The 18,496-nt window shown below is 44.2% G+C and carries 18 protein-coding genes; 13 read left to right on the top strand and 5 right to left on the bottom strand.

All coding sequences use genetic code 11. The features are described from left to right. Positions 1–530 precede the first annotated feature (530 nt). Complete coding sequence (locus tag F7734_RS65880) at positions 531–653, bottom strand: hypothetical protein (protein WP_279239886.1); 123 nt, start codon at positions 651–653, stop codon at positions 531–533. A 1,124-nt stretch (positions 654–1,777) separates the two neighbouring features. Between F7734_RS65880 and F7734_RS54540 the strand changes: the two genes are divergently transcribed. The 3 genes from F7734_RS54540 to F7734_RS61475 are packed head-to-tail and all read left to right on the top strand — an operon-like array spanning position 1,778 to position 2,834. After that, on the top strand, positions 1,778–2,302 hold the full coding sequence (locus tag F7734_RS54540) for a hypothetical protein (protein ID WP_155752562.1): 525 nt from the start codon (positions 1,778–1,780) through the stop codon (positions 2,300–2,302). A 48-nt stretch (positions 2,303–2,350) separates the two neighbouring features. Then, positions 2,351–2,650 carry a hypothetical protein gene (locus F7734_RS54545; protein ID WP_155752563.1) on the top strand — a complete coding sequence of 100 codons (300 nt, stop codon included), beginning with the start codon at positions 2,351–2,353 and terminating at the stop codon, positions 2,648–2,650. Positions 2,651–2,654: 4 nt separating this feature from the next. After that, positions 2,655–2,834, top strand: a complete 180-nt coding sequence (locus tag F7734_RS61475) for a hypothetical protein (RefSeq protein WP_166482747.1) — start codon at positions 2,655–2,657, stop codon at positions 2,832–2,834. A 221-nt stretch (positions 2,835–3,055) separates the two neighbouring features. Here the strand turns inward: F7734_RS61475 and F7734_RS54550 are convergent, their stop codons facing one another. Then, on the bottom strand, positions 3,056–6,637 hold the full coding sequence (locus F7734_RS54550) for a plasmid replication protein, CyRepA1 family (protein ID WP_155752564.1): 3,582 nt from the start codon (positions 6,635–6,637) through the stop codon (positions 3,056–3,058). A 60-nt stretch (positions 6,638–6,697) separates the two neighbouring features. On the opposite strand from F7734_RS54550, the gene F7734_RS54555 reads away from it, so the two are divergent. Beyond that, the gene (locus tag F7734_RS54555) at positions 6,698–6,982 is read left to right on the top strand and encodes a hypothetical protein (RefSeq protein ID WP_155752565.1); all 285 of its coding nucleotides are present in this window, start codon (positions 6,698–6,700) and stop codon (positions 6,980–6,982) included. 756 nt (positions 6,983–7,738) lie between these two features. Here F7734_RS54555 and F7734_RS54560 read toward each other — a convergent pair. Continuing rightward, a complete protein-coding gene (locus tag F7734_RS54560) occupies positions 7,739–8,044 on the bottom strand; it encodes a hypothetical protein (protein ID WP_155752566.1) in 306 nt (101 codons plus the stop codon). A 219-nt stretch (positions 8,045–8,263) separates the two neighbouring features. Between F7734_RS54560 and F7734_RS54565 the strand changes: the two genes are divergently transcribed. The 9 genes from F7734_RS54565 (at position 8,264) to F7734_RS54605 (ending at position 16,719) form a co-directional block, all read left to right on the top strand. Then, complete coding sequence (locus tag F7734_RS54565) at positions 8,264–8,851, top strand: hypothetical protein (RefSeq protein ID WP_155752567.1); 588 nt, start codon at positions 8,264–8,266, stop codon at positions 8,849–8,851. A 4-nt stretch (positions 8,852–8,855) separates the two neighbouring features. After that, positions 8,856–9,074: a hypothetical protein gene (locus tag F7734_RS54570; RefSeq protein WP_155752568.1), complete on the top strand. Its 219-nt coding sequence runs from the start codon at positions 8,856–8,858 to the stop codon at positions 9,072–9,074. 332 nt (positions 9,075–9,406) lie between these two features. Continuing rightward, positions 9,407–9,856 carry a hypothetical protein gene (locus tag F7734_RS54575; RefSeq protein WP_155752569.1) on the top strand — a complete coding sequence of 150 codons (450 nt, stop codon included), beginning with the start codon at positions 9,407–9,409 and terminating at the stop codon, positions 9,854–9,856. An 82-nt stretch (positions 9,857–9,938) separates the two neighbouring features. Beyond that, positions 9,939–10,772, top strand: coding sequence for a hypothetical protein (locus F7734_RS54580; protein WP_155752570.1), 834 nt, complete (start codon positions 9,939–9,941; stop codon positions 10,770–10,772). A 79-nt stretch (positions 10,773–10,851) separates the two neighbouring features. Next, positions 10,852–13,134, top strand: a complete 2,283-nt coding sequence (locus F7734_RS54585; RefSeq protein ID WP_155752571.1) for a hypothetical protein — start codon at positions 10,852–10,854, stop codon at positions 13,132–13,134. Between the two features lie 15 nt (positions 13,135–13,149). Then, complete coding sequence (locus tag F7734_RS54590) at positions 13,150–13,347, top strand: hypothetical protein (protein WP_155752572.1); 198 nt, start codon at positions 13,150–13,152, stop codon at positions 13,345–13,347. Positions 13,348–13,440: 93 nt separating this feature from the next. Then, positions 13,441–14,292: a hypothetical protein gene (locus F7734_RS54595; RefSeq protein WP_155752573.1), complete on the top strand. Its 852-nt coding sequence runs from the start codon at positions 13,441–13,443 to the stop codon at positions 14,290–14,292. Between the two features lie 84 nt (positions 14,293–14,376). Beyond that, positions 14,377–15,411, top strand: coding sequence for a protelomerase family protein (locus tag F7734_RS54600; RefSeq protein WP_155752574.1), 1,035 nt, complete (start codon positions 14,377–14,379; stop codon positions 15,409–15,411). 78 nt (positions 15,412–15,489) lie between these two features. Beyond that, complete coding sequence (locus tag F7734_RS54605) at positions 15,490–16,719, top strand: hypothetical protein (RefSeq protein ID WP_155752575.1); 1,230 nt, start codon at positions 15,490–15,492, stop codon at positions 16,717–16,719. A 125-nt stretch (positions 16,720–16,844) separates the two neighbouring features. Here the strand turns inward: F7734_RS54605 and F7734_RS54610 are convergent, their stop codons facing one another. Together F7734_RS54610 and F7734_RS54615 are read right to left on the bottom strand one after the other, a co-directional pair. Then, entirely contained in the window at positions 16,845–17,507 is a 663-nt protein-coding gene (locus F7734_RS54610; RefSeq protein WP_155752576.1) for a site-specific integrase, read from the bottom strand. 46 nt (positions 17,508–17,553) lie between these two features. Then, complete coding sequence (locus F7734_RS54615) at positions 17,554–17,934, bottom strand: hypothetical protein (RefSeq protein WP_155752577.1); 381 nt, start codon at positions 17,932–17,934, stop codon at positions 17,554–17,556. Positions 17,935–18,496 lie beyond the last annotated feature (562 nt).

Genomic DNA, 18,496 nt, shown 5'->3' on the forward strand with positions numbered 1-18,496 from the left:
CAAGTCCATAGATACCTTACTCAGTATCCTTGTTCTCATGAGAACAAGGATACTGAGTAAGGTATCTATGGACTTGTGCATATGTGCATTTATTCATGCTTGCGTTACTTAACCGTCTTGTCTATGCATATATGCCTTGATATGTCCCCTTGTCTATAGATAATATCTCTGTTTTAGTCCTCTAGTATATCCATATACGAGCTTGTCACGAGCTTGTCAAGGCATAGGTGCATGGCTTAACCTTCTAGTGCATGGATATGTATGCATATACAAGCTTGTGTTTAGCCTAGTCCAGGCATACGTGCATGGCTTAACCTTCTAGTCTACACATCAAAACTCATAAAAAAGACGATTTTGGTCACGTCTTTACTGAATCTCTATTCCCTAACCCTCTTGTACACTCATTATCTATTAACTTGACCCTTGGTATACAGATAATGGCGTTCCAACTCCCACTATTAGGTTTAACCCTCTAGTACAGGCATAGCGGCATTCACAGTTCCCATAGATTTTTACCCCACTATTACCTCTTACCCATTGGCAATTCCAATGATTGTGGCTTGCGATCGCATGGCGCAAGCGTAGCTATCGCATTCAGCCCCAATACCCAATCCCCAGTCCCAATCTGCCCTACTCCGAGCGCAGCGCGTCACTGGCTACCGCGTCCACTCCCAGTCCACCGCGCTACTGGCTACCGCCTTATTAACGAAACTTGTGCTTTTCGTTAATAAACACCGCGCTACTGGCTACCGCGTTCACCGCGTCCACTCCCAGTCCACCGCGTCCACTTCTCCGGCTGCTCGTTCACCGCGCCCACAAAAACTCGCAGTTGTGATTTGGGTTCCTGTTTTGTACCTCTTGTCAATTACGACTATTGTAAAATCAAGCTTTTCTCAATAACTTTGGTTCTCTACAAGGTACATCCACCGCGTCCACCATTACCCATTACCAAATCCCAATTAAGAGTCCACCTCAAATACTTCGTATGCGTATATTACGAACCCGTTAGTAGTCACGCTCGATAAATATATAGATTGAACAATTTGCATGACTACGACTACCAATTAAAGATTTCTCCATGACTACTAGTATTGAGCGCTGTATCCCAATCCGCCTTGAAATCGCTTATAAGACACTTTAGCCCTATAAGTAGGGATTACATCGTTTTAGGGAATCAATCACCATTACAGGCGATTCTGAAGTGAGTATTGATGTAAAGCCTTGTTATTACGACGGTGTGTGATAAGTCTTTTAGGAGATTCAGCTTATTTCAGAAACCACGATTCTTGTGAAATCAGTCAGTTTTTTAAGAGTATAGACAGCACAAAACAGCGTCTTAACTGTCACGATTTTTTAGACAAAACAATACTGCGTCTTAATTATCGTCTTTAGACACTGAGATAAAAGTATATTTTTCTACTTGTTATCGACAGAACTTAGCCGCAAGTAGATTTTTGACGACGCATGCTGTTTTCAGCAATCGCCTTGGCATTACTTGACCGTTCGACGCTTTCCAATCGCCTTTACCACTGGGGAGTTACAGAAACCTACTTTCACAAGTAGCTTGGTCGGTCTTTCTCGCTGTACGCATTGTTGAGCATACAAACGCCGGATACACTTCGCATCTAGCAGTACCCAGCATTGCCGCTCATAATTTTACCAGAATTGCTCAGTTGAGAGTGAGAAAAGATTTTTTGAAAAAAGCTCTAAACCGCTATAAACCTCTGCCATATGGGCATCCTAGAGATTAGAACTGGAGAAGAGAACTGGGAAAAAGATGAAAGGAAAAGAGATTTCGCCGGAAGTATGGATCGAGATTAGATCTGCCTATATCGAAGGTCAAGCGACCTTAGCTGAATTAGCGTTACGGTATGGAGTAGGTAAAAGTACTCTAATGAATCGAGCGAGTGCGGAAAAGTGGACAACGCTAAAAAAAGCTGGTGTTACTGAAAGTGAGAGCAGTAAAACTGATGATACCGATGATAGTTACGACGTTGAAATATTACAACCGAAAATCAAGCCCAAACTGAGAGTAATAACCCCTGGCTCATACTTTCAGCAAACAGAAGAAATTTTGGACGACGCGATCTTAAGTCTGCATGAAACACTACCTCAAGCCCGTGTGAAATCGCTAGAGGCAGCAGCGATCGCACTGGCTCGACTGCTTGAATTGAGACAAAAGATGACACCTCCGACCGCCGTCGATCTGGCTGAGAGAGCGATTGAATTGGGCATCGATCCTCATATGTTCATGCGAGAGCTAAAAGAGAAATGGGCTTTGCGTCAGGCATCCAATCCGTAAATGTTCTGTAGTTTTTGGGCAAAATGACTTAGGAGTGAGGATAAATAAATGCAGAGCAGAGCGAGCAGAATTGAGCTTTTAACGACATGCCGAGAGATTCAGGCGTTGGCAAAGCGTCATGAGCGAGAGGGATTCGATTTTTCAAAGATTGAAGTTGACTGGTACCGCTCGCGGCAACCGGATTTCGTAAAGCTTCTAGACAAATACCATCGGTTGAAGTACGGGCAACCAGCTCCAAATGACACGGGCTGGATTGAAGGTGAAGGAGTAGAAATCACTACTTCAGCCCGGTGGCGGGAAGCAGAGGAAAAACGTAAGGCGCAACCTCAAAGAAAATCTTGGAAGTAAAGCGATGAACAAGCACGCAGCCAAACAGCATTTGCTGAACCTCCAGAGGTACGCTATGAACTCAAGCCGTAAGGATTGGCAGAAAAGCTGGCAACAGTATTCCGCCGTCTTGCTTTCTAGCTATCGTTCGCTGTTCGGACGCGAGCCAACAGAGCCGGGATGGAACGATTTCGAGCTTTGGTAGCTACGGCTTTTCAAAGTGGTCAACGTCCACTTTGAAATCACGTACTGTAAGCAGGTAAGAAAAGTTACAACCAAAAAATTTGGAAGTAACTGTATGCGATAGGGATTGCAAAGCAAAATTGTTGCTCAATTGTTGCGTAATGATTCAGCAAAACCCTGCCAAATGGCTATTTCAAGGTAGCTCCTATGTTGCGCGATCGCGCAACACGACCAGAAAGGAATTCATGAGAATTCTGGCTGATTCTGCCAACAAACCCATTGCCTGATTCGCTCCTTCACTTCATCTGAAAGGAATTTCACAGCTGCTTTGAGCGCTTGAGCGGGAATAAACTTTCTCAAGTCAAATAACTTTTGTGAGTCGTCACACGCTTCGAGCAACTCAGCTGTGTATTGAATTGCTTCTGGCTGTAGCCACTCCTCAACCTGAGTGCTGTGCTGATTGCTAACTTCCTCAGTTGCGATCGCAGTTGGCTCATGTTTTACCGCCGCTATTACCGCCGCTGCTTTTTCAGCTGCCACCGCGTCACGCTCCAGCCAAGCTTTGAAAACCTCATCCCGATGATCGCTGATTGGGATTGCTTTTCCATTGGCATCCAGAATTATCCTTCCTGAAATTGGGCATCTTTCAAACTCAGCCGCCGCTTTACCCCATACTCGGATTTGTTTTCCCCTGCCTCCTTCACGACGGAGGAACGGGAACCGATACCCGATTAATCCCATTAGCGATTGCAGAACCGTGATAGGTGATTTAGCTTTACTAAAATCAATTCCCAGTACCAGCTTTAAGCTGTAAAGATTTTTGGGGTCTTTGCACTTTTTAAAAACTTCTACGGCTAATGGGTGAAAATTAGTAATCTCATCAACAGCTAACAACTCCTCAAACTTGAGCCAGTCTAGCGCGTCAATTTCTTTGCTAATTAACTTGCGATTGGTGTCTACCTTGAAGTAATCCCCATTTCCATTAACGAGAGCGGTACGGAAAACGTTTTTATCCCTGTCCCCTAAAAACTGTCTGCCTTCACCAAAGTAGTAATGCGTTCGCAGTTGAGCGTACCATCCATCCTCATCCTTCTCCACTAAATCGGGGGTAACGGGGACGTTGTACCGCCGCTCCAATTCTGCTTTCCTAAATTCCAATTGCTCACTTTGAGTTTTGCACTGCTGGCGACTCAATCGCTCGTACTTGGAATCATCCACACTGTCCGCCGCCGATACCGCTTCTCGGTACTCCAGATACTCCTCATCACAAGTTTGGTTAATGTCCTCCTTTAAAGCTTCCGATTCGTTCTCCTTGGGCATATCATCCAAATCGCGGGCATCTAAAATGTGATGACCTTCACTCGCTAGATCTTCCAAGATTTGCTGCAAGTAGTGGCTCATGCCCAAGTTAATCAGCACTCCCATCTTTGCCCAAGTTTGCAAGCAGCAAGGCTCAAAGTTACCATCAACGCTTTCCTCTAAACCCAGATGTATCAGCTTTTGAATGTTAGCTTTGTCTTTTTTGTGCTCACCCGCTAGCAATCCCTTAACCGTAGTAGCACCATTGCCAACTCGGTTAATCCCTACCGATTTAACCCACAGGTAGCGCGGTACTGGGAGACGATAGCGCGATAAATGCTGACGGACACTATCAGTCGCTTGTACACCCTGAAATATTCCCCAGACTCCATCAAAGTGCTTCTCTTCTATGCTGACACCAGTTTCGATTGTGGGAGTAGCGATTACCAAGTCATAGTCTTTGATGACTTCATTAATGTTCGCGGTACAACCATAAGCGGGATGCTTCGGATCTGCTACAGATTCCGAATCAATTCTTAGAATCCGTAGACTAGGTCTTTTCTTAGCAAAGTAAGCTTCTAAATTGCGGCTACCCCACTTTGATTTTGCTTTCTGTCCGGAGACGCAAAGCAAATGTTTCTCACCAGCTTTTAGCTTTTCTTCTAGCATCTTTACCAGTGGAGCTGGCGAGTCACCACCAAAACGATAAACTTTCCAAGGTTGCTGGAATTGATATTGGTTTTCTACAATCCATGGCTTAATATCAAACCCCAGTAATCCCTTGATAAAGTCGATGCTGATATCATTTAAATCGGCATCAGCGATTAAGATTTTACCCCCGTAGTTGACGATATTAAGCAGAAGTTGCTTGAGAGTTTTGATGATAGATACTCGCTCAGCTTGACAAGTTTTTGAATTTAAAAGATGCCAAATCACTTGCTGAACTTCATCAATTATCAGCCAACATCCCCGCCACTCTTCGGGGTTAAATCTCGCTTGTGATTTTGGGTGTAAGCTATCGATGCACATCCCCATACCAAAAAGTGACCCTTGCTCACTGCTCTCTGTGATGTAGGGAATGCCCAAGCGATTAGCTGTTTGTGTTGAAAGCTGGACGCGGTGAGTTATGAGCAAGACCTTGCGCTCACCACTCCTAATCACCGGGTCTGTGAACCACGCTAACCACTCAGTTTTCCCCGTACCTTTAGGGGCTTTTAAGCCAATGAGTTGTTTGTCATTCGGGGGGATAAACTCTCCTAAATACCGTTGGTTAAGCAGCAAGTCCACTGGGTAAGTTAAGCGCTTTAACTGGTGAGTTTGCCATTGGCTAAAGCTGAGGGTAGCTCGGTAAATTGCATCAAACTGTTCGGGACCATGGGACACAATAACGTCATCAACTCCCTTCCCTAGCAGAGGATGCCAAGACATTACCCCAACTTCACAACCCGCTTTGATGAAAAGCTTGGCAGTTTTAGCAAGCGCATCATTAACGTCACGAATGGTATTCCGTTTTGAGTCGGAGTCAAAGCAAAGATAAATTCTTCGTCCCGATTGAGCAAAAACCTGTAGCTGTGGAATGAGTGAGGGATTACCTATCTTCTCCCCAAACTCGTTTTTTGGTTGCCGATACCCGTTGCGAACTCCCGGTAATGCTACCGCGACATATCCACAGCTGAGAATAGAGGCTGCTTTTTTTGCGCCTTCCACAATTACTACTGGGATTTGTGGATTTTGAATAACCCACTGCCAAAATGCACCGAATGGTAAGCTTTGATAGTCCTCAGGTAACGCGACATCATACCGCCGCGCTATCAACTCCCAGATCCGAGCAGGAACTCTTAGGGCGATGATTTCAGTGGGGACTTTTAGTGGTGATTCGTATTTGACGGTTTTGCCATTACTGTCTTGACGTGGTGTATCCGGCTTGAATTGACCCCATAACCCATCCTCAAAGGTCAACAGGTCAATTCCATCAACCCACCAACCGCCGTTCTCCACATGGCGATATCGCTTGAGCGTACCCTCAGCTACACGCCCATCATTACGACGGTCAATTTTTTCGCTGTAAAACAGGTACTCGTAGGGCGAATGACCAGACAGAGAGTGAAAATTGAGCGAAGCTATCTCTCCATCTACGCGGCTTTGTGCTACGATTTCTTGCCAATGCTTTTGATGTAATCGTGCGTAGTCTTCTTGATTTCCTGCGCTGTCTGTGGAGGGCAATTCTGAGGAATCAAGACAACTTCCCCGGTTTGAGGAATCAGTATCAGTTCTTGCGAGAGGGAGATCGCTTCCTTGGCTTGACTGAAAGTTTGCCCCGATTCCATCAGGTTTTTCAGAGCTTGTCTTTCGATTGTCTTCTGCTTGCTGGTCTTTTTCAATTCCTGAGACTTCTTGCAAAACCCTTGAGCCATATTTCCGTTCTCCCAATCTAATTTGCCTAAAAGTTTTTCGGACTTGCTGCTGTAGCGATTTCTTGGGCGCTACCACCTTTCCAAAACCTTTGGAGGAGCGACCGTTTAGCATGGCTCATTCCCTCCCATCTGCTTGAGGGCAAAGCTAGCTTTCAAAAAACAAGCCGTTTTGATGTTCCGGAACATTAAAACGACTCGTTTTTTAGACGTTCGCCAACGGGCAAAAGGCAGTTTCTTTAAGGGTTTGAGCGCGAACCAACAAGAGTTCCTTTTGATGTTCCGGAACCAAGATTTTGACTTTCGCGAGTGGGTCAACGATCGGCATTGCTCAAGCGAAACTCGAAGCGAAGGAGATGGAGAAGCGAGGGTCAATTTTAGCGGTGAGACGAGCAGAAAAAACCGCGTCAAAAATTGCCACGTCAGAGAATCCCTGAGTGCCAGAATGCTTATCCAATAAAGATTTGACGAGTTGAGCTTGTTGCAAAGGAGCGAACAATACGTTACTCTAAGAGTAAGGTTTAAGTCGTTCGCTTCCTTGGGAAGACAGGGGAGCGGCTTATTTTTTTTTCTCATCTCCGTCAGTTGTTTCGTGTTGAGGTGAACAACAAGCTACAAGGAGACGCATAATAGAAATTAAGTTTAGATTCGTCGCTGATTTGTGGCGAGTTGAACTTTATGCGTCGAGTCGTCTCAGTTACCCTAGATTGACCGGGGTTCCCTTGGCTAACCTTGTTCTCCTTGTGGCTTGCTAACTTGTGTTAGCTGGCTCGCTTGGGCTTGCTGCCAAAGAGAGACAGCTAGACCATGAGTTTACTTGCTACCGAATCAGCTTTTTGTTACACCTATGATGCAACTTGTTCTGATTTGAGTTGCAAGTATCACTTAAAATACTTGCGGCTTTGGCTTTATTAAGATCGCCACGAGTAATTAAGTTCAACTCATTTACACAATAATTTTACGCATATCTTGAGAGAATTGGATCTATAGTCTGGGGCTTTAGTTAATATTTGAAATAAAGCGCAGACCTAAGCATATTTCATAGTGTGAAAGCAAAGAACTTGAGAAATTAGTGTCAATATGCGCCATTTATGGTATGGACAAAAAATCGTCTTTCGAGTAAGAATCAAGCGAAAGCTCACATATTTTTAGTGTCAATTGACCTTCCGTGTGTCCACACGGAAGGTCAGCGACAAAAGTCAATGCTTTGGCAGGGTTATTTGTTGCTCTCATCTTCTTGACCGGGCATATTTGACCATTCATCTGGAGTAATCTTTTCAAGCTTTCCAGTAACACACAACTTCCAGCACTCCTCAAAAGGGATACCGCGTTTTTTTGCCAGGTATTCTACACGCTCTTTGATAAGCTTTTCTCTCTCTTGCAACTTGGCACAGAGCAAGCTGCTACCCTGAAACGCTACTGACCGGGCGTTGACCGTTGCGTCAGCTGCTAACAGATCTTCGTACCATTCCCCAATAGGAGATAAAACTGTTCTATCGTCTTTTCTAGGCATTTTACTCATAGATTTAACTCTCACTCTATTTTGTCCCAAATTTGTCCCATTGACTGAAATACTTACTACGCAAGCGTTATTCCAGACAAAACCAATTTTGACCCATATTTATCCCAATTATATCCCTAAATTTGGGATAAAACTGGTATATTGAATTTAATCGGAATTCCGGAACTGACCGGAAGCACCGCGCCAAACCTTCAAACGCTTGCAATATAAGGATTTTGAATGAATCAACCCCTAGAAGCGGAAATAATGCCGGAATTGCCGCCGGAAGTGGGAGCGGAAGAAGCGGAAATTTCCGCAACATCTTTGACCAGTTACAGCAGTTCCGAACTAGCCCAACACTTCCAGACCACAGATCGCACAATTAGAAACTGGCTGAAGCGGGTACGCGAAATTTTTTACTGGTGTCCGGACCGGTTGACGGCTGGCACTCGTTATAGTCAATTCTGCTTTGACCAACTGCAAACTTATAAGTTGACTGTGGTAGATGGAGGCAAACCATATCAAGCTTACAGAGATGAAATTTGGGCTTCACTTGCACCAAACAAACAGACTCACTCTGGTAGTGCGATAGTGCTTTCAGCCCACCGTGACAACACTCTAGCAGATCGCAAATTGACCCAATCGAGCGAGATTTTAGACACGACCAAACAAACCATCAAGGACGCATACCAACAACAACCAACGCTAGCTAAAGGACTAGCTAAATTGTTCGCGGCACGGTTCAAGCAAGAGTTTGCTTCCGAGTACGCGGCAGAGATTAAACAAGCTGTTCAGGAAGTGCTAGAGACAACCGAGTTTGAGAGGTAAAAAAATGAATCGACGTATGCTTGAAGATGTCACCATACCCGATTTGATAGACCATCTTCGTTGTGACGTTGCTGAACGGTTGATAAGGATTTTGGTTGCTCAAGGGCTAAGCCTCGAAATCTTACTTCGTGGACTAGCAGGATATTGCCACTCACGAGGTTTGGAAGGAGTTTGCCGCCGATTAGAGCAAGCCATTGATGAAGCAAGTATCAACGACAGCTGAGGTTAGAGACTGAATGAATCCTGAAATCAAACCAATCATCTCTCGCACACTGGCACGTAAAAACAACTGTGAATCAATCAGGGAGATTACTTCTACTAATGCCAGTTTGAAACTTAAAGAGAGTGACCGCCACGACTGCCAATCTTACGCGGTCATTCCCAGTTCCCAGTCCATCTAGAAAGAGAACTATGAAATTGTATTCCATCCTGATGACTACCGCGTTAGTGGTCATCACCCTTCATCCTACGCATTCACTCGCTAATTGTAAGCATCGAGGTGAGAGCAAGCGTGAAAAATGCGTAACTCAGTTAATTAACCAATAGGAGATCTACATGAGCTTTGGAGAACATTTTGAGAATGCTGTTACAGCCTTCGTAGATAAGATTGACGACATGATTAAGCAACACAAGCAATGGAACGATGAAAGTGCTGCACTTGGGTTGATTAGTGATGACGAAAAGCTCCGAATGTTGAAGCGCGATCTGTATTGTGAAGTCCGGCTGAGTGACCCGAATCAACAAAAAATCATTAACCTGACTGCTGCTATCCAGACCTTAGAAGAAATCAAACACGCTCACGAGACACGAGAGCTAGAACATCGCAAGCTTAACTTAACTTTCCCAGCGCAAGCGAACGCGATTCTTAACACTTCTGCTTTGTTTGCCCTGTTGCTCGTGATTGGCTCCTACATCACATCATTCACTTGTGGTAATGCCCTTACCCCATTTTGCGGATATGCGCGGTCAGTGGTCTATCCGATTAATCAATTTTTCAAAGACTAGATTGAGGTACGGACAGGTATCTAAAAGCCCGTACCTAAGACCCTCATTAAGCACGTTAAGTAAAACAAAGGTATCTTCTATTATGCCATTGAGAAAATCAAAAACCGGAACCGTTACAGGTGCTTCATTAGAACCTAAAAACCGTGGACGTAAAGGCGGTTTAACTGGTAGCAAGCGTGTTACTGGGGAGACTGAAACTGAAACTACTGCTAGTGAAGGTTTCCCGTTGCCTGATGTACCCAGTCCCTACGGCTTTGATTCATCCCCCGAAGTTGCTGAAGCTGACTCTAACGCTCGTGCTAAGGTTGCCGAAAAGCTTAAGCAAACTGGTCAGGCTGTGGTAGGTGCGATTATCAACACAGCTTCAGCCGCAGTACAAGCAACCAATAACGGTACTATTTCTGCTAACACTGGTGTGGATTTTGCTGGTATTGTTGCCACGGGTAGCGCTGAAGTCCCCCAATACGTTGAGGGAATGAGCAATGCTGAGTCAACTAAGCGCCGTTTGGAAATCCAGCGACAGCGAAACACAATCGCAGTCATGACCGATAACAAGCGATTAGAGCAAGATATTGTGACGCTTGGAATTGAACACCGCAAGCTGGAAGGCAAAGTAATTGACTACCACACCGAAGGCGTTCACAACCAGACTAAAACGGTTCAATTCCACCGTGCTGAGACTGCCCGTGACATTGAAACCTCTAAGCTAGTTCAAGATAAGGAACACTTGGTACAGCAAAACGTAGCGACAGAAGGGACTCAATCACTAACCCCAGGCATCAAGAAAGAGTGGGAACAAAAGCTAGAACTTCAATCTGTTAAGTCTGAGAAGTTGCGACTCGAAATTGAGTCAGCCAAGTACGACAACGAGTATAAGCGTCAAGAGTTAGAAGTTAAATTGCTCTCTGGTTTCTGATTGTTAAGCGCTTAACATTGAGCATTCATTAGGGGAGTAAATCATGCTCCCTTTTCTTGTAAAAACATTTGAGGTCGTTATGTCTAGATTTTTGAACAATGCAGTTCTAGTTGGTTCTTTGTTGATTTGTGGCGGTGGAATTTGGAGTTTTACCCGTACTAACAACAATCCAATACAACATACGCTAGCTCTTTCTATTGCGGTAGCAGGTGGTACCACAGCAGTAGGTTGTATTGCGTTCGGTGCTTTGTACGGTGCTGAAGCTGAAGAAAAAATCAGAAAAGCTAGTCAAAAACACGAAGTTGAAATATCCGGTAATAAATCTGAAATCACTACTGTTAGAAAATCTCTTGAAGATATCCGACTAGAAAAACTCAATCTTGAACGTCAACTCGAAAAGCACTTGTATGAGAGCAATTTTGAGATTGAAAAGCGAGACACAGCAATACAGATTCTCAATCAAAAAGTAAAAACTATCGAGGCTGAGTACCTTGTCAAAGTTCAAGAAATTAACCGCAAGCTCGAAACTGAAGACAAGCGAGTAGAAGAATTTCTAACCAACTTTAAGCAGTCGATGCTAGACGGACTCATTAACAAAGTTGAGTCTTTAGATTATCTCTACTCAGATATCGAACGCAAACTAAATGATGAACATTTCACAGCAGTACATCCAGCATTGGCTAAGCGATTAGAAGAAATTCAGAAAATTTACGATAAATGCAATGGTGTTATTCGTAATTTTGAGGCACTGGATATCACAGCTTATGAAACCATGCTGGAGTATTTCTGGCAAATTACTAGCGATGTTTCGGCTGTAAGGGTGAGGTATCGTAATTCTCTAAACTCAGCAACACAACAACGTAAAGAAGAATTAGAGAATCAAATTATCAACTCTGTAAGTAAAGAACGTGCAAAAGCTACCTTGAAAGAATACTCTGACTTTCAACGCAAGCAACTTGACGATTTAATCTTAAAAGTAGATGAGACTAACGCCGAATGGAAGCAACTTAAGGACGCACTGTTGAAGGATTTAGAGACGGCACACCTAGAAATTGACAAGCTTAACCAACAGATAGCCGAACTACAAAAACCATTGCTGGCAATAGGAGACAGTACATACGCTCGAACTGCCAACCGTATTGCTATGTACTACTTTGACCAGTACAAGTATAAGCTTGATGTAATCCAATGGGATGAGAGCGACACAGGGTACTCTATCTTATTTGCCACTAGACGCAATCCAGGGTTAACCGAAAAAGAGTTATTACCTGAAAACACACTTGAACAGTTAGCAGCGTTTACAAACGCCCTACAGGGTACGTTACCCAAGTTCACTTTTAACTACCAACACTCAACCGTGACGCTCGATGTGACCCTACGCAAACCAGCTAAGAAAGAGCAAGCCAAGGGTGACATAGATAAAATTTGGATTCCCGTAGATCGGTTTGAAAGCTACGTTAAAAACTGGGAACGGGTCAGGATTACTGCAGGTAGCACCGGGGGCAAGTCACCCACTGCTAAAAACTTGGCACTGGCAATCATGAAAGGTCGTAACGGTCAGGGCGAAATTAGATTGTATGACCCCCAGCATGGATCGAAAAAGGACTACTGGGACATGCCCAAGTGTGGAACGTCCCATGAGGACAATGTAACGGGGATGGGTGAACTGTGTGATGAGTTAGATCGGCGTACCAAGTCCCCACAAGCCAATCATCCGTTTATCCTGTACATCTTTGATGAGGTAGACTCGACCATTGCCCAAGAGCGAGCAAACAACGGCTATTACTACTTTAGGGACAAAGTGACTTACTCACTCAAGCAAGCGTCACATCAAAACATAGGCGCTATCTACATCGGTCAAGCGTGTGACGCGTCCACCATACCAGGTATGAGTTGGTCGGACTGGAACAACGCGGTTCAAGTCCACATTGGGGCTAATGCTGGCATTTGGATAAATAAATCAAACTTGACTGCTGAGGATAAAACCCGATTGCTTGAACAGTACCGCAAGATTCAAGAGTACTGTGACCGCAAGAATGAAGAATTGGGACTTGATATTTTTACTGACCCCACAGCTTATAGATTTGCGTTAGCAGTACCTCTCACTGGCTTACCTAAATTCATTCAATTACCCGATTTCGATAGTTATGATTACTATGAGATAATGAAAAAAAACGTGCTAAATAATAGTTCTCCACAGCGAGAGAGTGAATTGGTAGAGTCTGTAATTTCCCAGTTTGAGTCAAAAGAAAAAATAATGTGTCCTCACTGTGGTTCAGAAGAATATCGCTCTAAGGGAGAAAGATGGCTGTGTCTAAATCAAGATTGTGGTAAGACTTGGCTAAAGAAACCTAAAAATTAGTTTAGCTAATAGTAATTGGGCATTAATAGGGGTTCTGACGCTCAATTGCTTAGTGACAAGACTGATGACAGCCGTCCTGACACGCGTCACAACCGCGTCAACACAATAGCTAAAAGTATTGATATTACGTGGTTGACGCGTCCGGGACATTTCCCTATAGGGGGGTGGCTGACATCTGGGACATTTGGGACAATCGCTCAGAATTTACGTTAGTTGAATTTCAAAGTCTAGAAAATCAGCATTTACATAAATAAATTAATTTATATTAAATAAAGTACCAGTTATAGAAAAACGAATTAGGGATTTATGATAGCTCATGACTTGATAAAAACTGAATCAGGATGGAAATGTAAGGTCTGTGATTGGCTGTGGCAAAGCAAGCCTAAAACTGAATGTCCCGGTGTAACTAGATATAACTGGCTTCATCCAGATTGCTTAAAAACTACTATCGACCTCCAGAAAAAGAATCTCAAGCCTAAAGATGAGAATAAGCCAGATGCTTGTATTTATTCACAGAAGAGATGCTTTTGGATCTGGCTATATGATGAGAAGAATTGTGAGATAGACAACCTCGATTTACCACCGATTTACCAGTGGAATAATAGAGGGGAACTGAAAACAGTAGGTGAATTAAGAAAAATAAATTTAACTCCCAGTGAAGATATTAAGCCAGATGGAGTAGCTTGGGTGTGGGATAAAGAGGAAGAGTGTGGGGTGTGGATACCTCTTTATCTGACTGCTAGCTGTAATTGGAAAGCGAGAGATAATTGGATTACCAAATCAGCTTTAAAGCAGAAGTATTTGCTATCAGACGGATGGATTAAAAAACTAGGTCAGCCCGATAAAAAACTGGAGAATCGTAATTATCGCAATGCCGCACCGATTCAGCTTTACTCCAGGCAAAGAGTAGAGGCATTCCTAGCAGAAAATGCCACTGAGTACGCTCACTGGCTAGACAAGCGAGAAAAGCACTTGGCAATCTTTGAGGCTAATAAGGACAAGATTTTTGAGCGTCGGAACTTGATTAAGGAACAAACTGCTAAGTGTTTGAGGTGTGCTTCTGGTTGTTCGTTGCCGGATGGCTTCTTTTGTGCCATCCATCCCACTGGAGTGCAATATATGCCGTGTCCTGACTGGGTAGAACGTTCAAGTGAGTAAGAGAGGGAATATCTCATGACTAACCCTCTTGACGCTCGCTGTCTCCTTGGCTAAACTTAAATGACTGATTCAGGTAAGTAAGGTATGTCTAGACCAGTCAAATTAGCGGATGAATTAGAAAACACTTTTATTGACGATCGAGTTAAGCAACTGCTACCCGTGTTTGAAGCTCTCGCGCCGTACAAGCTGAATCAGCGTAAGAAGGGGGTAGGCGACATCCCAGGATGGGAACGACTAGCGGCACAGGAAGCGCGACTACTCAAGCTCACTTACCCAGACGATAAGCCAGAGGATGAAAAGGAGTATGGAACTTGCTTGAGACAAGTTACGGCACTCAAAAAAGCGCTTAAAGCATCTGCTAAGACTGACTTGAAAGACCCTGCTTTGGTGAATCCAGTCACAACCATCATTTCTCACTTTGGCAACGCTCTTAGCTATTTGTTTAGTGAGTACAAAGAACGTCAAAACGTTAGATACAGGGAAAAAGTTACCGAACGAAGGCAGAAAGAAAACCGCGTTTTGATTGACCTGACCAACTCCCTTAAGTTTGCCCAAAGTGTCTTGACTGAGGTAGCAGAGGGGAAAAATCCTAACTGGAAAGATGTTTCTTGTGCTGTCGCACTTGCCACGGGTAGACGGATGGGAGAAGTACACTGCTCGGCTGAGTTTGAGCAGTCAGATGATTATGAGATTGCTTATAGGGGTCAACTCAAGGGCAAAGACCGCAAGGTAAAGATAGGAGCTAAAAATGTTCCAGTGAGAAAAGCTACTTTTTACATTCCAACCCTGTTATCAGCCGAACTGATTTGTATGGGATTAGATTGGCTTGAGGCTAAGGGTAAACGTTTAGGAAGAAATGAGGATGCAGAAACTGTTAACCGTCGTTGGTCAAAAGTTTTGAATCTGGCTGTAAAAAATTGGGACATCTTCCCAGAAGATGAGCGTACTTACCACAAGTTCCGTGCTGCTTATCTACGGGCTTGTATAGCCAATGACCCAACAGTTGACCCCTACGACTTTACCGACTATGCCAAGGACATCTTAGGGGATGACGACGAAAATACCATCAATGCTTATAAGCGCTACGAAATCAAACCTGGTACTTTAACTAAAATTTAAAATCTCTGTACCAACCCTCTTGACGTTAGTAAAACTAGAGGGTTAGTATAGGTATATTGAGTGGAACAAAACAAGCATATGACCCAAAGTGAATTAGCAGCAAAAATTGGTTCTCAATTAGCTGAAAAACTTCAAGGTGTTACTGATGAAAAGAAAATCAAAGCTTTGACCGTCAAAGCTTGGAAACAGTTAAGGGAAGCAATTAGAAACCCTAGCAGTTTCAGTTCTAGAGGCTTATCCGGAATTCGCAAAGTAGTTAAAGAGGCATTTCCAGACAGCGAAACCCCTAAACGGGGCTACTACCACACAACTCAAGGTAAGGGACAAGTATCGCGTTACGAGCATCTAGCGCTCTGGTATCTAACAGCAAACACTGACCGATGGGAAGTCACTGGGGATGAGGCGAGACAAGCATATTTTAACAACCTTCCAGAATTACCCAAATTTGAACCACAACCCGAAACACATCCCGAAGTACAGCCCGAAGCACAGCCCGAAGCACAAACTATTAAGTTAGAAGATATGACATTGCAACAATTAGAACTAGACACTGAGACTCAAGCGATTGTTGAAAATGCTCTTGCTCACTCTGGAATGAGCCTACCCGACTTTATCAAACAAGCTTGTAGAGTGTATGCCCGAACTGTAGTAGGCAAGGCTGAACAAGCCAATAAAACTGACTTGAGCAGTATACCCACATCAGAACTACTCAATCCCGTTATACCAGAAGGTAAGAAAAAATCCACAATGGCGACATTACCAGGACGGGCTGAGGAATTGGCTAGACGCGCTATAGTCGCTATCACGCATCACAACGATATGGCTACTGAAAAATCACAAAAGTGGTGTCTTACTGGTACTGCTATCAATGCTCTAACGGGGTCAAAGATGACATTAATTAAGAACGTTATGGAACAGTACAAAACGATGATTGATGACCATAACAGCAAACACGGACTCAATCCCTACGACAATAGAGGACGGTCAACGAAGATTGAAGAAGACATCGATTTTGTAAATTTCTCTGAGTCAGTCGCACCAGTGACAGCCGCACCAAAAACGACCACACCAGAGACAACCGCACCATCCGCAAAACGACCAGAGGTAAAAAAAACCAAGTTAAAAATTGAGACTATGCCCGTCAACTCGTCTGCTTTGGAAATTTGGGAATTCTTACAGCAAAACCCCAATACGAAAGCGCGTATCAAAGACGGCAGGAAAGCGCTTCATTACTTGCCAGTCACAGACGACAACGGAAATATGACAGCTATGCAAATTGAAGAAACTGGAGAAGTGATTCAACTTTAGCTAAGCTGAGGTCAAATGTAGCACTTCTGCCAACTCGCTACTTTTAGTAGCGGGTTTTTGTGTGGTGAACGAGTGTACGCTCGTTACGGCGTAGTGGCGGTTATTGTCGGGATTTAGGCGATTAGTTAGGAGTTGTTAAAGGGATGAGAGGGAGAGTGGGTAGGGGATTGGTTGATGTCGGGATAGGAGTATTTCCCGACATCTCCCCCCACAGGTGACAGCATAGCCAAGCTCGAAGCCGCACCCAACACCTGTTCTTCCGTTACCTCAAGATACTTCTGTAACTGCTCTAAGTTTCGATGTCCCGATATCTCCTGAATCACTCTCAACGGTATGCCAGCATTACTCATTTGGGTTAGGGCAGTCCGTCTAAAACTGTGGGTACTCACTCCAGTTATCCCAACACGAAAGCAAGCACTTCTCAAAATTCTTGCGGCTGAGTCCTCACTGATATGCCCGTTACTCCTACCGGGAAATAAATAAACCGATCCTGCCAGTGAGCGGTAGTGGCAAAGCAGCTGTCTCAAGTCCTCAATCACTGGTATAGACCGCGTTGCCAGTTTACCTTTACTGTTGGCTTTCCTGATTATTAGCTTTGGTCTAACCAGCCCTTTGGGCGTGTAAATGTCTGATGTCAACAGGGTACACGCTTCACGAATCCTACAACCGCTAAACAGGCATACACCAAACAAAGTGCGATCGCGGTCATTTTCTAGCCCGTGGTTGAAAATTTGTTGTATCTCTTGTTGAGTAAGGATTTTAGCTCTGCCGTGCCGATTGACTTTCATCGCTCAACTGTAGACCCTATGTTACAGTTTACGGCTGATGTGACACCTAATTTGATTTCAAGGTCGTAGGGTCACGGAAATGTGAAATTTCTGGGTCACAGTAGACGCAGTGGACGCGGTGGAGATTTGCTTTAAAGCACTTTTGGGTTTGAGGACTGGGGATTGGGGATTGGAAGTGGACGTGGTGGAGATTTGCTTTAAAGCACTTTTGGAACTGGGGACTGAGGGTTGGGGATTGGGGATTGGGTGTTGGGTGTTGGGGATTAGGGATTGGGAGTGGACGCGGTGTGGACTCGCGGTGGACGCGGTAGACTGAGTACCGGGCATTAGGTGTTGGGTGTTGGGCATTGGGCATTGGGCATTGGGGGAGAGTTGCGATCGCCTTTGGCGCAAGCTGTACCCAGCTTATCGCCCAAACCACAATCATTGGAATTGCCAATGAATCGGCGGCGGTGATAGGGTAAAAACCTATGGGACTGTGAATGCTGCTATGTCTGTACTAGAGGGTTAAGCCTAAGAGGGGAAAAAGTTGCGGTAGCGGGAACGCCCTTATCTGTATACCAAGGGTCAAGTTAAGACATGATAGGTGTACAAGAGGGTTAGAGAATAGAGACTCAGTAAAGATGTGACAAAAATCGTCTTTTTTGATGAGTAGACTAGAGGTTAAGTCATGCACATATGCCTGTACTAGGGTAAAAACAAGCTTGTACATACATATTTATCTATGCACTAGAAGGTTAAGCCATGCACCTATGCCTGTACAAGGGTAGCCGCAAGCTGATACATGAATGCACTAGAGGGTTAAACCAACGATTCTATGTGTAGACTAGGGGACTAAGCAACGCATACATGAGTAGACCAGGGCATTAATGCAGAGATAAGCGACAATGCGCGACAATTTAGACCAAACGACTGGTGCAGATATAACCTTACTAACATTCCTTGTTCTCATGAGAACAAGGAATGTTAGTAAGGTTATATCTGCACCA

Source organism: Scytonema sp. UIC 10036, from assembly GCF_009725235.1.